Consider the following 14,111-nt stretch of genomic DNA (forward strand, 5'->3'; position numbering starts at 1 on the left):
GGGGAGGGTTGCGGCTGTTCGGCCCTACGGGAGCGTCCCGGCCACGGCCCGACGGCTTTGATGGGGGCAGGGTCTTCGGCCACGGCCGGGTGATCCCCCGGCGGTCCGCGAGCAGCAAAGGCCTCTCATGCGTAAGCGCAACGCCCTCGCCCTCTCGGTCGCCGCGGCCACGATCGTGCCGGTGGCGTTGACCGGTACGTCGGCCGTGGCGTCCGGTTCGTCGGGCGCGCAGGCGCGTTCGTCGGTTGCCGCGGCGCGTGCGCCGGTCGGAGCAGCGCGGCCCGAGGCCGCGCCCGGCGCCCCGGCACCGAACGAGCGGGCACCGCGCGCGGACCGGCCCGCAGGACAGGCCGATGCGCCCGTCGCGGAGGCGGGCGCGGCGCGGTCCGCGGACCGGTTCGCCGACCAGCAGCCCGTCTGCGGCAAGGCGTCCGACCCCCTGTTCCCCATCGCCACCCGCATCCACGGCGGACCGGAGACCCAGCAGCCCGGTGCGGGTCCGCAGACCTGGTCGGTCGATCTGCGCAACACCACCCGGGAGATGTGCCATCACATCCACCCGGTGATCATCCTCACCGGCGGCCCCGGACTGACCGCGGACCGGGTCGCCATGGAGTTCTACGACGAGTCCGAGGCCCGCTGGCGTCCGGTCATGCTGGAACGGACCACTCAGGACGAGCTCGTCGGGGCCTTCGACGACGGCTTCCCCGGCTTCGTCGTCCCTGCGGAGAGGACCGTCTCCGTCAAGGTGCGCATCGCCCTCGACGCCGGCACCCCGCCGAACGCGGTGACCGTGAACGCCGCGATCGTGCAGCGCCAGGGGGCCGACGGCGACTGGGTCGGCGAGTCCGGCGACTACCGCTTCGAGGTCGTCGAGGCGGACCGGCGCACCCCGGCCCCCGGCGACTCGCCGACGGCCACCAGCTCGCCGTCGGACACCGGCTCGGCGACGGCCACCGCCCCGCCCACCGCCCTCACGGATGAGCTCGCCACCACCGGGTCGCGTCCCCGGCTCGTGATCGCCGCCGCCGTGGGTGCGGTCGTCCTGTCCGCGGCCGGCGCCCTGCTGCTCCTCGTGCGGCGGCGCCCCGGGTCTCGCAGACGCTGACCGTCGCCGAACGTTCATATGGATCTGCGAGCATCTGGCCGGTGGACCACCCGAACGACCAGGCGCCCGGCGCCCCCGTCCGCTCCGGCATCCCCGAGCACGGACGCATCCCCAAGTACTACGCCGTCAAGGCCCGTATCTCCGGCCTCATAGAGGAACTGGGCGAAGGCGGACTGCTGCCCACCGAGCGGGACCTCGCCGTCCGCTACGAGGTCTCCCGCGAGACCGTGCGCCAGACGCTGCGCGAACTCCTGCTGGAGGGGCGGCTGCGCCGCCAGGGCCGCGGGACCGTCGTCGCCGGCCCCAAGCTGGAGCAGCCGCTGTCACTCGCCGGCTACACCGAGGGTGTACGGCGCCAGGGCCGGATGCCCGGCCGTAACCTGGTCACGCTCGACCGCTTCCCCTGCTCCGACGCGCTCGCCGCCGAGATCGGGGCAGGGCGCGGCGAACCCGTCTGGCACATGGAGCGCGTGCTGCTCGCGGACGACGAGCGCGTCGGCCTGGAGAGCACGTACATCTCCGTCGCCCGCGTGCCGGCCTCCTTCAACGGCGGCACGCCCACCGTCGTCAAGAGCTACACGGCGGACGTGGTCTCCCAGCCGCAGTCGCTGAGCGTCGCCGTCCCGGCCGGGGCCTCCAGCGTGAGCTTCCGCTTCCGCTACACCGGCGCGAACAACTGGTACTGGATGGTCGACGGGGTGAAGATCACCGCTTCGTGATGAGGGTGGGGGCGTCGCCACAATGCTGTCGCGGCGCCCCCAGGACGCACATATCTGTACCGGCAGGAGTCCGCCCCACGGCCCCCGTCTCAGACGAGGTGGACGAGGTCCGCGATCGAATCGGCGACCTCTGTCGGCCGGTACGGATAGCGCTCGATGTCACCCGCCGTCGTCAGCCCGGTGAGCACCAGGAACGTCTGCATGCCGGCCTCCAGGCCCGCGAGCACGTCGGTGTCCATGCGGTCACCGATCATGGCGGAAGCCTCGGAGTGTGCCCCGATGACGTTCAGGCCCGTTCGCATCATCAGCGGGTTCGGCTTGCCCACGAAGTACGGCTCCTTGCCCGTCGCCTTCGTGATCAGCGCAGCGACGGAACCGGTTGCCGGAAGGGCGCCCTGGGGGGACGGGCCGGTGTTGTCCGGGTTGGTGGCGATGAACCGGGCGCCGTTGTCGATCAGTCGGATCGCCTTCGTCAGCGCCTCGAACGAGTAGGTCCGGGTCTCACCCAGGATCACGAATTCGGGATCATGGTCAGTCATCACATAGCCCACATCGTGCAGAGCCGTCGTCAGGCCGGCCTCGCCGATGACGTAGGCCGTGCCGCCAGGGTGCTGACCGTCCAGGAACTTGGCCGTCGCCAGAGCCGAGGTCCAGATGTTCTCCACCGGCACTTCGAGACCGATCCGGATCAGCCGGGCGTGAAGATCACGCGCCGTGTAGATCGAGTTGTTCGTGAGGACCAGGAACGGCTTACCCGATTCACGGAGCTTCTTGATGAAGGCATCCGCACCGGGGATGGGCACACCCTCGTGCATCAGTACCCCATCCATATCGGTGAGCCACGATTCGATGGGCTTGCGATCAGTCATGGGTGGGCTCCTGTCGTACGCGGACATGGGATGACCATGCTATTCAGTCATCGCTGTCGGGGCCCTTGCGTATCGGAGCCCGGACGCAGAACAGGGGCCGGCAGGTTCCTTTTCATTCAGTGAACTGCCTACGCGCCCCCCGAAGAGACGGGGCGGGGGCGGAAGGATCTTCGCAAACGGCTAACCGACCGGCCCGCCCCGCCCGATCCGTGCCCCCAGTCCGTCCAGCAGTACCTCCAGTGCCGCCCGGAACACCCGCTCACCCGTCATCGTCGCCATATGTGCCGAGCTGCGCGCGATCGACGGGTAGCGGGACGGGTCGGCTGCCACGTATTCCCGGGTCCAGGCCGCCTCGTCGCCCGCCTGTGCCGCCGGGTCGAGGGTGGCGAAGGCGGCGTCCATGCCGGACCAGGCGAGGGTGAAGTCGCCGTAGACACGGTGCAGGAGGGCGGACAGCCCGGGGCCGCAGCCGGCTTCGGTGAAGGCGGTCAGGATGTGCTCGACGATCCGCATCTCCGCCGGTCGCCGCGTTGTCCGGTACGTGGCGACGACTGCGGCCGCCGGATGCCGCAGGGCCGTCTCGCGGCTGCTGACCGCCAGGTCGCGCAGGGTCGTCCGCCAGTCGCCGGGGGTCGGCGCGAAGGTCTCCAGAATCTCCTCGAAGAGCCGGTCCGCGAGAAGCAGATGCAACTCGTCCTTGTCCGCGACATGCCGGTACAGCGCCGACGGGTCCACGCCGAGCCGGGCCGCCAGCTTCCTCACGGTCAGCGACTCCGCGCCGTGTTCGTCGCAGAGCGCCAGTGCCGCGTCCACGATGATCGGCGCGTCCAGGACCACCTTGGGCGGCCGCCCCCTGCCCCGTGTCGCCGTGCCTTCCGATGCCATGCACCCGATGAGATCAGTCGGCGGCACCCCCGGGCAAGCCCGTGCCTCCACCCGGGAAATATTTTTCCCACACTGTTGACTTAATCGGTCGGCGGGCGCTTTCCTTCCTTCACCCCGGACCGAGGAGGACCGCGCATGGACGACGGCCAGAACTCCCGTCACGACGAGTTCCGCAAGACCCTCCGCACCCGCCACGGCGTGATCATCGCGCTCGCCAACATCAGCCCCACCGTCTCCATCGGCATCGGACTCGGCTTCCTCGCCGCCGTTGCCGGAACGTCGCTGCCCGCCGCGTTCCTGCTGGCCGCGCTCCCGATCCTCGCCGTGTCCGGCGGCTATGCCCGCCTCGCCGCACGTGACCCCAACTGCGGCACCGCGTACATCTGGGTCCGCCGCGCACTCGGCCCGTGGACCGGATATCTCACCGGCTGGACCTCGGTCGCGACCAACATCATGTTCCTCTCCTACGCAGGTCAGCTGACCGGTCAGTTCACCCTCCAACTCGCCCATGAAATAGGACTGTTCAGTACGGAGTCGACGCTTGCGGTCACGCTCACCGGCCTGCTGTGGACCGGTCTGATCGTGATCGGCGCGATGCGCGGGGTGAAGGACGCGACCGCCGTGCAGTCGGTGCTGCTCGGCCTGTCCGCGGTGGTCGTCCTGGCGGTCGTCGTCACCGCCTTCGTGCGCGGGAACGCCGCGCCGGTGCAGGCGTCCTGGTTCTCGCCGTTCGGCTTCCCCGACACGCTCACCCTGCTCAGCGCGACGGTGCTCGCCGCGTACATGTTCTGGGGCTGGGAGAGCGCCTTCAGCGTGGTCGAGGAGAACGCCGAGGCGCGGTCCTCGGGCCGGGCCGGCCTGATAGCGATCGTGGTCACACTGGCACTGTTCCTGATCGGCGCGGCCGGCTTCCTGCACGCGCTCACCCCCGGGCAGCTCGCCGACCCGCTCGCCGGGATCACCGAACTCTCCCGCACCTTCTACGGAACCGGCGGCGCGATCGCCGCGATCGCCGCGATGCTCGCCGCCACCGTCGCCTGCATGCAGTCCTCGGCGATCGCCGGGTCCCGGCTCACCCTGGCGATGGGCCGCGACGGGGTGCTCGGCCCCAGCTGGGCCCGGCTGCACCCGTCCCGCCGCACACCGGTCACCTCCACCCTGCGCACCGCAGGGCTCGCCGTCGCGCTCTCCGTGGCCGGGCTCGCCGTCGGCGAACTCTCCGAGGTCGTCCTCGCGGTCGTCAACTCGGTCGGCATCCTGGTGTCGTTGATGTACGGCATCGGGGGCTGGGCGTGCGTGATCACTTTCCGTCACGAGCTGCGCGGCGGACGCCTCCGCGACATCCTCACCGTGGGCGTACTGCCCGCGCTCGGCGGGACGTCGCTGCTCTTCCTCGGCGGCCTGGTCGCGTACCTGCAGTGGACCTCCGTCGGCCACATGGCCTTCGACCCGGAGAACGGGCGCTTCCTCACCGCCCTTCCGCTCGGCGCCGTCCTCCTCGGCGTCCCTGCCGCCCTCTGGACCCGCTACCGCCGCAAGGCCGCCTACTTCACCCAGCCCGTACCCCCGCTCGCACCCGCACCCATGTCCGTATCCACCCCCACTGGAGTCTCAGCGTGAGCACCGCCCCCGATCTCGTCCTCCTCAACGGCAGCGTCTGGACCGCCGGACCGGCCCGCACCCGCGCCTCGGCCCTCGCGGTCACCGGCGACCGGATCAGCGCGGTCGGCAGCGACCGCGAGATACGCGAGCTGGCCGGGCCCCACAGCGAAGTGGTCGATCTGGAGGGGCGGTTCGCGCTCCCCGGGTTCACCGATGCGCATGTGCACCCGGTGATCGCGGGCATCGGGATGCTCGGCTGCGACCTGTCCGATGCGCGGGACGCGGACGCGTACCGCAGGATCATCCGCTCGTACGCGGACGCACATCCGGAGGAGGAGTGGATCGTCGGCAGCGGCTGGTCGTTCGACGCGTTCCCGGGCGGGCTGCCGCCGCGCGGGCTGCTGGACGAGGTGGTGCCGGACCGGCCCGCGTACTTCCCGGTGCGGGACGGGCACTCCGCGTGGGCCAACGCCCGCGCGCTCGCCCTGGCCGGCGTCGCCCGCAACACCCCGGACCCGGCCGACGGCCGTATCGAACGCGATCCGGACGGCGAGCCGACCGGTGTGCTGCACGAGGGCGCCATGGGACTGGTCGGCGACAGAACCCCGCCGGTCTCCGCCGCCCGGGCCCGCGCCGGACTCCTCGCCGCTCAGGCGCACCTCCACTCCCTCGGCATCACCGGCTGGCAGGACGCTCTGGTCGGCGCGTACGGCGGCTTCCCCGACCCGCTCGATGCCTACCTCGCCGCCGACGCCGACGGCTCGCTCACCGCACGCGTCCGCGGCGCCCTCTGGTGGGACCGAGAGGCCGGCCTGGAGCAGATCGAGTCGCTGCTCGCACGGCGGGCGAAGGCGGCCGCGCAGGGCGGGCGGCGGTTCACCGCGGGCAGCGTGAAGATCATGCAGGACGGGGTGGTGGAGAACTTCTCCGCCGCCATGCTGGAGCCCTACCTGGACTCCTGCGGCTGCCCCGGCGACAACTGCGGACTGTCCATGGTCGATCCGGCACTGCTCCGTGAGGCCGCGGTCAGTCTGGACGCCGAAGGGTTCCAGATCCACTTCCACGCTCTCGGCGACCGTGCCGTCCGCGAGGCCCTGGACTCACTGGAAGCCGCCGTCGCCGCCAACGGCCACACCGGCAACCGGCACCACCTGGCCCACCTCCAAGTCGTCCACCCCGATGACATCCCGCGCTTTCGCACCCTGCGCGCCACCGCCAACATCCAGCCGCTGTGGGCCGCCCACGAACCTGCCATGGACGACCTCACGCTGCCCTTCCTGGGCGCGGAGCGCGGCGCCCTCCAGTACCCCTTCGGCGCACTTCACGCGGCGGGCGCGGTGCTCGCGGCCGGCAGCGACTGGTTCGTCTCCAGCCCCGACCCGATGCACGGTATCCACGTCGCCGTGAACCGCCAGGTCTGGCCGGAGGAGCTGGGCGAGCCCGAACCACGTCCCCCGTTCCTGCCGCACCAGCGCCTCACCCTCACCGACGCGCTTGCCGCGTACACGGCAGGTTCGGCCTGGGTGAACCACCAGGACGAGGCCGGCGTCCTCGCCACCGGGCGGCTCGCGGACATCGCGGTCCTGGACCGGGACCCGTTCGCCGTCGACCCGCGGGAGCTGCACGGAATCCGCTGTGTGCGGACGTACGTGGGCGGCGCCCAGGTGCATGTCGCGGACTGAGACGGGGTGCCGTGCGGTGGCCCACAGCCGGTTCGTGATCCAGGTCGCGGGCCGGGGTCCGGGGTCGGCTCCGGGCCCGTGCCCCCGGCGCGGGCCGGGGCCAGGGCCTCGATCGCGGATCTCGTCGATCGCATCTGAGCAGGTCACAGGCCTGGGTGGACCACTTGGCCGCTCCTGCGGATGCGGAAACGGGCCGCACGCGTGAATCTGGCGATGTCAGGAGGTTCACGATGCGTTCCGGTTCGACAACTCTCCGTTCCGCAGGGGTCGCCGCCGTGCTCGCCCTGGCGGCGCCGTGCACGGCGGCCCTCGCGGACGACTCCGCGCAGGTCGGCATCGCCCCGCCGCGGCCTGCGCCCGGCGGCGGGGTCAAGATCCCCGTGCCGGGCTGCCACGACGGAACGGCGACCGTCACGTCCGAGGCCTTCCTCGCGGACGCCGAAGCCTCCGGCGGGACCGGTCCGGGCACTTCGGAGTACGGACAGACACAGGCCAGGTCCGATACGACGCCGGAGACCTTCGGTGTGAGCCCGGACTGCGGTGACCGGGCGGCAGGACGGCTCGACGCCGTACGTCACCGGCGGGCAGCGTCCCCCGAGGCACGGGCCGGCGGGGCGCACGAGGCACCCGTGCCCCCCGTCCGCGGGGGCGGCGGCACCGCCGCACCGGCCGCGGCCGACGGTCCCGCCCACCACAAGGACACCGGCCCCGGCAGGACGCACACCGTGGTCGGCCTGGTGCTCGCCGGCGCCGCGGCCGTCGCAGTCGCGGTGCGCAGCACCCGCCGCCGTCGTACGGGAGCCGAGTGACATGCCCGGCGCCGAACAGCGCCCGGCGGGCGCCGGCCGACTGCTCACCGGAGTGGCCTGGGCGCTCCTGCTGATCGGCCTGTGCATCTGGGGAAGGGACATCACCGCCGGCCCCGCCGGGAACTCCGCGCCCACCACCGGTGACGTGGCCGCGGTCGGCCGCCCGCCGGGGGTCGCCATGCCCCGTGCGCACACGCCGCTGAAGCCCGTGATGCCGAGCCGGGTGGAGGTCCCCGCCCTCGGTATCACGGCCCGGGTGGTCCCGCGCGGCCTCGACGCGAGGGGCGCGGTCGACCCGCCGCCCTACGGTATGGCCCGCAGCGTGGGCTGGTTCGAGCACGGCACCCGGCCGGGTGCGCGCGGTGCCGCCCTGCTCGTGGGGCGTGTGGACACCCGGACCGAGCCTGCGGCCTTCCACGGGCTCAGCGCCGCGCGCCCGGGCCAGAAGATCCGGGTGGCGAGGACCGACGGGTCGGTCGCCGAGTTCACCATCGAGGACGTCCACGTCTTCGACCGGGACCGGTTCGACGCGCGGAAGCTCTACGGAGGGCCGACCGGCGGGCGTGCGGAGCTGCGGCTGATCACCTGTGACGGATCGTCCGACCGCCCGCGGGACGGTTTCACCGCGCATGTGGTCGTCTCGGCCTATCTCAGCGGGGCCTCCAAGGCGTGAGCCTCGGGTGTCGGGCTGCCCGTCACAGGATGTCCACGAACGACGGGCACGCCTCGTGGCATGTCGAGGGCGTGTGCCAGGATGGATTGACCCGCCTTGTCGGGAAAGCCTGGGGGGCGGACTCCAGCACAGTGCACCAAGGGGGAGTGGATGTACCGCAGTTTGTTCGTCCGGCATGCCCGGGCGGGCTTCGGTCTGGCGGCCACGGGGGCGGTGCTGCTGCTGGCGGGCTGTTCCTCCGGCGATGACGGGGACAAGCAGCCGACGATGAGCCAGCAGCCCAAGGCGCAGGATCCGTACTGGGTGAACCCCGACGGGAAGGCTGCCCAGCAGGTCGCCGCCTATCGCGAGGACGGCGCCGAGAAGAACGCCGACCTGATCATGAAGATCGCCGAGCAGCCGGTCGGCGAGTGGATCGGCCCGGACAACCCGGAGGCCGAGGCCAAGGGCTTCACCGAGGCCGCGGCGAAGGCCGACCGCGACGCGCTGCTGGTGCTGTACAACATTCCGCACCGTGACTGCGGACAGTTCTCCAAGGGCGGCGCGGCCGACGGCAACGCCTACCGGGAGTGGGTCGACAAGGTCGCCAAAGGCATAGGCGACCGGCGGGCCACCGTCGTCCTGGAGCCGGATGCCGTCCTTCACCTGGTCGACGGCTGCACCCCGGACGAGTTCCACGAGGAGCGCTACGACCTGCTCAAGGGCGCCATCCAGCGGCTCAAGCAGCAGCCCGCGACCAAGGTGTACCTCGATGCGGGCAACGCCGGCTGGTCACAGCCCGATTCGCTCTTCGAGCCGCTCCAGTGGGCCGGCATCGACAAGGCCGACGGCTTCGCGGTGAACGTCTCCAACTTCCAGACCACCGCCGCCAGCAAGGACTTCGGCCGCAAGCTCTCGGCGAAGGTCGGCAACAAGCACTTCGTGATCGACACCAGCCGCAACGGCAACGGCCCGTACACGCAGGGCGATCCGAAGGAGAACTGGTGCAACCCGCCGGGCCGCGCGCTCGGTGAGCGTCCCACGACCAAGACCGGCGATCCGCTGGTCGACGGCTATCTGTGGATCAAGCGGCCCGGGGAGTCGGACGGGGACTGCAAGGGCGGCCCGAAGGCGGGCGACTGGTTTCCCGAGTACGCGCTCGAACTGGCCCGCAACACCAAGTAGTTCTCATGGCAGAAGGGGTGCCCCGTCCGGGGGCACCCCTTCCGCAGGTCCGAGGCCTTACGGAACCTCGACCCAGACACCCTGGGACGGGGTGCCCTTGTCGTCCGTCACGAAGAGCATGTACCAACCGGAGGGCACCAGGGCCCGGTTGGCGGGCACGGTGACCTCGATGCCGCCCGCGGTCTTCTTCACCTCCAGCGCGACGGAGCGCTGGTCGACGTCGGTGACATGGGTGACCGCGCTGGGCCGCATCAGCTTCGCGGTCTTCACCGCGTTCGCGCTCTGGACCTTGAAGGTGCCCGACCCGCCCCGCTCGATGCGCTTGGGGCCGCCGGTCACCTCCGGCTTGGTGTCCCGGTAGAGATAGGGCGGGGTGTAGATCTCGATGCGCTGCTCGAAGACGCCCGGCTTGGTGTTGGCGGCGTCCTGGAACAGCGAGTCCGAGCCGAAGATCATGACACGGCCGTCGGGCAGCAGCACCGAACCCGAGTGGTAGTTGCGCCCGACCTGCGGGTCGGCGACCCGCTTGTACGTGCCGGTCTTCGGGTCGTACGTACGTGCCTCGAGCACGTTGGAGCCGCCGCGCCCGCGGTAGTCCTCGGAGCCGCCGGTGACCAGGACCGAGTCGTCGGGCAGCAGCGAGGCGCTCGGGTAGCGGGTGCCCTTGTCCAGGGTTGCGCCGTCCTTGAAGCGGGGGCTGGGGTCCTTGAGGTCGACCAGGCGGGACTTCTTGCTGGACTTCTCCGACTCGCCGACCCCGCCACCGCCGATGACCATGAACCTCTGGTCCTGCGCGGGCGGCAGCATCACCGTCGCGGAGGTCTCCATCTGGTCGGGGTCGCTGAGGCCGGGGATCTTGCGGAACTTGTTGGTGTCCAGGTCCCAGACGCCCGGGTCACGGCCGACGTCGGCGGGCCCGTACCCGGCGTTGGAGCCGGAGTAGAAGAGCTTGCCGTTGTCCATCAGGAAGATCGCCGGGTAGGTGGGGAACTTCCTGATGATCCCGGTGTACTCCCACTTCTTGGTCTCCGGGTCGTAGATCTCGTCCTTGCCCGGGACGATCTGCCCGATCTCGTCGAGGCCGGACAGGGACAGGACCCGGCCGTCCTCGAGGGTGGTGAGCGTCGGGTACCAGCGGGCCTCGTTCATCGGGTCGACGGTGATGTACTTCTCCGCGACCGGGTCGAACTCGTAGGCCTCCTTGATGCCCTGGAAGTCCTTCTTGTCGAGGGCGAGCTTCTGCGCGATGCCGTAGACGTTGCGGGCGTCGGTGCCCTTGAGGCCCTGCACCCGGTAGTTGTCCTCGGTGCCCGTCTCGTACTTCTTGCCGGACTTCTCGGCCTCCACATAGATGCGGCCGAGACCCGGGTCGTTGCGCAGGAACTTGCCCGTCGCCGGGTCGAAGACCTTCTTCGCCTTCTCGACCAGGACCGGGTCCTTGGAGACGAAGGTCTTGCCGTTGCCCTTGCCGGTGAACTTGGTGCCCGCTGGCAGCGTCTTCGGCGCGTCCGGGTCCTCGTTGTGGACGACCATCAGGCCGCCGGCCTTGGTGGCGTCGCCCTTGAGCTTCTCGTACCGCTTGGTGCCGCCCGCGACCAGCAGCTTGCCGTCGGGCAGCTGGGTGTGCCCGGCACAGAACATGTCCTTGGGCGTGGGGATCTTCTTGAAGGTGTCGGTCTTCGGGTCCCACAGCACCGACTCGAACTTCTTCGCGTCGAAGTTCTTCTGGTTGTTCCCGGAGCCGGCGATCAGCAGCACCTTGCCGGTGTGCAGCAGGGCGGCATGGATGGAGTTGATCTTGAAATCGGCCGGGACGTCGAGGTAGTCCCAGTGGCCGTTCGCCGCCTTGTACTCCGGCTTGTTGATCTTGTACTCGTGGTACTGCTCCGAGCCGAACCGCCACATGGCGGGCCCGTTGAATCCCGCCACCGCCACGACGACCGCCGCGCCTATGGCTATTCGGCGCGCGCGGTTCCTGCGGTGGTTCGGCCGCGCGGGCATCGTGCTCATTTCTTACGTCCCCCAAGGGCGATCTGCATGGTCTGGTCGGTGGCTGCGAAGTGGGGCCTCGGCTGCGGTACATGGGCCTGCTCCGGCCCCGAGTCCGTACCCGGTCCCGTCGGCGGCTGTCCGCCCGCGCGCCGCCGGCCGCGCTTCTTCTTTTTCTTCTCCGCGGCGATGCCGTGGCGCCAGGCGAAGATGGGCGCCGCCGTGATCAGCAGGGCCAGCGTGGCCCAGGTGATCATCGCGGGATGGTCGTGTCCGAGGAAGAAGGACGAGACGAGAGAGCCGCCGAAGACCAGGATGAAGAAGAGGTGGATCCTGAAGGTGCCGAAGAGGGTGTCCGGGCTGGACGAGTCGCCCTTGGGGGTCACCACGAACTTGCTCTTGCGGCGCAGTGCTGCATCCATCAGCGAGCGGGCGTAGATCGGCGCGGAGAGCGCCGACATCACCATGCCGGCGAGGCCGCCGGAGCCCTCCGGCTCGTGCGGCGAGACATTGTGGCGGCGGTTCCAGATGTAGAGGCCGATCTGCAGCGCCGAGGCGTTGCCGTACAGCATCATCCAGATCGCCGGGTCGATCTGCACACCCGAGGCGCCCATGCCCAGGAACAGCGCACAGCTCAGCGCGGCCAGAATCCAGTTGAGCGCGGACATCGGGTAGAAGATGATCATCATCGTGTAGTTGAAGAGCTTGCCGGGCGGCAGCGTGCCGAAGCCCTTCCAGTACTGCGTGAGGATCGTCTCGTAGGTGCCGCGGGACCAGCGCAGCTGCTGGGTGAAGAAGTCGGTCCACGCGGACGGGCCCTCACCGACGGCCAGCACGTCCGGGGTGTAGACCGAGCGCCACTTGTTGCCGGTGGCCGGGTTCTTGGTCCGGTGCATCTCGAAGCCCGTGGCCATGTCCTCGGTGATCGAGTCGTACAGACCGCCGATCTGCTTGATGGCCTTGATGCGTACGGCGTTGGAGGTGCCGACGAACATCGGGGCGCCGTAGCGGTTGCCCGCGCGCTGGATCAGGGCGTGGAAGAGGAACTGCTGGGACTCGGCGGCCTTGGTGACGAAGGTGTCGTAGTTGCCGTAGACCTGCGGGCCGATGACGAAGCCGACGTCCGGGTCGCGGAAGTAGCCGAGCATCCGCTCCAGATAGTTGGGCAGCGGGACGTGGTCGGTGTCGACGGAGGCGAAGAAGTCGTAGTCGCCGCCGTGCGCCTCGAGCCAGGCGTTGTAGTTGCCGTGCTTGGTCTTGGCGCGGTGGGCGCCCTTGGCCTGGTTCCACTTCGCTATGCCCTTGCGGGAGAAGTGGTGGACGCCGAGCCGGGCGCAGACCTCCTTGACGGCAGGGTCGTCGCCCTCGTCGAGCAGCCAGACGTGCATCAGCCCGCGGTGGCGTATCTTCACGGCCGCCTCCAGGGTCTTCGTCACCATCTCCAGGGGCTCCTTGCCCGGGACGAAGGAGGTGAGGAAGGCGACCCTGGTGCCGGACTCGGGCACCACGGGGACCGGGTCACGCGCCACCAGCGTCGCGTGCGCGTTCGACAGCACGTTCATCGTCCGGAAGAGCTCGATCAGCCCGATGGAGACGAGCATGACAATGTCGAGGATGAGCAGCGTGTCGTTCTTCAGGTTGGGGTCGCGCTCGGTCCAGTGCTGAGGCTGCATCAGCCAGGCGAACAGGCCCAGCGACACCAGCGGGGCGGCGCCCAGCAGGAGGGCGGCCCGGATGCGGTGGGGCTCCTGCGAGAGCAGGGAGCGGTACTGCACCTTGTAGGGCCGGGTCGGGTCCGGCTGGGTAAGGGGACCGGCAAGCCGGCTGTAGTGCTCGTAGTCGTACCGCGGAAGCGCCTTCTTGGGGCGCAGTCGGGCGCCGGCCGCGCGCAGATGCGCGGGGATCCGGAGCTGCGTGGTCCGCGAAGGGTCGTTCGGCTGCCCGGCGCCGTCTGGCGTCGACGTCATGATTCATCCCCCCGCACGCATGCTGTCTGCGTGTTGTGGTCGGTCGTGTCCGCGTCCGGGCCGGGGTCCCCTATACCGGCCGTCCCGAACGTGTCAGTGGAGGCTGTCCACAGTCAGTGAAGACAGGAAACAGTCACCTTTCGGTTGCATGATGCCCGTTGTGTGTTCGATCTGTGAACGGGGGGTCCGGCCCTCGGTCACCGCAACGGAATCGACCGCTCCATCGCCCTCCAACTGGGCAAACCGGACGCCTGGTTGGCGTGACCGGCTTCAGGATAGGTTGTCCGACCCCCGCCTTGATCGCAAGGGTGAAACGGGAGGGTAGCCGGTCATATGCACGAATTGAGGCCGTGTGTGCGAGGGCTGCGAGCGAGCGTGTTCATCTGGCCGAAAAGTGCTGTGAAGCGATCGAAGCCCCCTCACTCGCCGTGAGGGGGCTTCGATCTTGCGTGCGCCGCCAGGGACTCGAACCCCGGACCCGCTGATTAAGAGTCAGCTGCTCTAACCAACTGAGCTAGCGGCGCCTGCTGACCTGGAGAACTCTACCCGACGGCCGGGAGTGCTCCCGACCATTTCCCTCCCGGGCGGTGTCGGTCTTCGGCCTGTCGAATCATCTTTTAGTGTCATTGATCGGTCAAAATGCA

Annotated in this window: 11 protein-coding genes and 1 tRNA gene; 7 read left to right on the forward strand and 5 right to left on the reverse strand. The window is 70.0% G+C overall.

Annotated features, from left to right (window positions below):
- Positions 1 to 127 precede the first annotated feature (127 nt).
- A complete protein-coding gene (locus OHS70_RS23650) occupies positions 128 to 1,108 on the forward strand; it encodes a hypothetical protein (protein WP_328400237.1) in 981 nt (326 codons plus the stop codon).
- A 41-nt stretch (positions 1,109 to 1,149) separates the two neighbouring features.
- Positions 1,150 to 1,827: a GntR family transcriptional regulator gene (locus OHS70_RS23655; protein WP_328400239.1), complete on the forward strand. Its 678-nt coding sequence runs from the start codon at positions 1,150 to 1,152 to the stop codon at positions 1,825 to 1,827.
- A gap of 89 nt (positions 1,828 to 1,916) precedes the next feature.
- On the opposite strand, the gene OHS70_RS23660 is transcribed toward OHS70_RS23655, so the two are convergent.
- Together OHS70_RS23660 and OHS70_RS23665 are read right to left on the reverse strand one after the other, a co-directional pair.
- Entirely contained in the window at positions 1,917 to 2,696 is a 780-nt protein-coding gene (locus OHS70_RS23660) for an HAD-IIA family hydrolase (RefSeq protein WP_328400241.1), read from the reverse strand.
- A gap of 180 nt (positions 2,697 to 2,876) precedes the next feature.
- Complete coding sequence (locus tag OHS70_RS23665) at positions 2,877 to 3,581, reverse strand: TetR/AcrR family transcriptional regulator C-terminal domain-containing protein (protein ID WP_328400243.1); 705 nt, start codon at positions 3,579 to 3,581, stop codon at positions 2,877 to 2,879.
- A gap of 135 nt (positions 3,582 to 3,716) precedes the next feature.
- On the opposite strand from OHS70_RS23665, the gene OHS70_RS23670 reads away from it, so the two are divergent.
- The 5 genes from OHS70_RS23670 (at position 3,717) to OHS70_RS23690 (ending at position 9,511) form a co-directional block, all read left to right on the forward strand.
- Positions 3,717 to 5,201, forward strand: coding sequence for an APC family permease (locus tag OHS70_RS23670; RefSeq protein ID WP_328400245.1), 1,485 nt, complete (start codon positions 3,717 to 3,719; stop codon positions 5,199 to 5,201).
- Positions 5,198 to 6,865 carry an amidohydrolase gene (locus OHS70_RS23675; protein ID WP_328400247.1) on the forward strand — a complete coding sequence of 556 codons (1,668 nt, stop codon included), beginning with the start codon at positions 5,198 to 5,200 and terminating at the stop codon, positions 6,863 to 6,865. The genes OHS70_RS23670 and OHS70_RS23675 overlap by 4 nt, the downstream gene beginning before the upstream one ends.
- A gap of 230 nt (positions 6,866 to 7,095) precedes the next feature.
- Complete coding sequence (locus OHS70_RS23680) at positions 7,096 to 7,674, forward strand: hypothetical protein (RefSeq protein WP_328400249.1); 579 nt, start codon at positions 7,096 to 7,098, stop codon at positions 7,672 to 7,674.
- Position 7,675: 1 nt separating this feature from the next.
- Entirely contained in the window at positions 7,676 to 8,347 is a 672-nt protein-coding gene (locus tag OHS70_RS23685) for a class F sortase (RefSeq protein WP_328400251.1), read from the forward strand.
- A 150-nt stretch (positions 8,348 to 8,497) separates the two neighbouring features.
- Entirely contained in the window at positions 8,498 to 9,511 is a 1,014-nt protein-coding gene (locus tag OHS70_RS23690; RefSeq protein WP_328400253.1) for a glycoside hydrolase family 6 protein, read from the forward strand.
- 57 nt (positions 9,512 to 9,568) lie between these two features.
- On the opposite strand, the gene OHS70_RS23695 is transcribed toward OHS70_RS23690, so the two are convergent.
- The 3 genes from OHS70_RS23695 to OHS70_RS23705 all read right to left on the reverse strand — a co-directional run bounded on the left by OHS70_RS23695 (position 9,569) and on the right by OHS70_RS23705 (position 13,991).
- Positions 9,569 to 11,521, reverse strand: coding sequence for a galactose oxidase-like domain-containing protein (locus tag OHS70_RS23695; protein ID WP_443062646.1), 1,953 nt, complete (start codon positions 11,519 to 11,521; stop codon positions 9,569 to 9,571).
- Positions 11,518 to 13,467 (reverse strand): glycosyltransferase family 2 protein, encoded by a 1,950-nt coding sequence (locus tag OHS70_RS23700; protein WP_328400255.1) that lies wholly within the window; start codon positions 13,465 to 13,467, stop codon positions 11,518 to 11,520. Before OHS70_RS23700 ends, OHS70_RS23695 begins: the two co-directional genes overlap by 4 nt.
- Before the next feature lie 450 nt (positions 13,468 to 13,917).
- Positions 13,918 to 13,991 (reverse strand) — tRNA-Lys (locus tag OHS70_RS23705).
- Positions 13,992 to 14,111 lie beyond the last annotated feature (120 nt).

The organism is Streptomyces sp. NBC_00390, from assembly GCF_036057275.1.
Classification (GTDB): Bacteria; Actinomycetota; Actinomycetes; order Streptomycetales; family Streptomycetaceae; genus Streptomyces.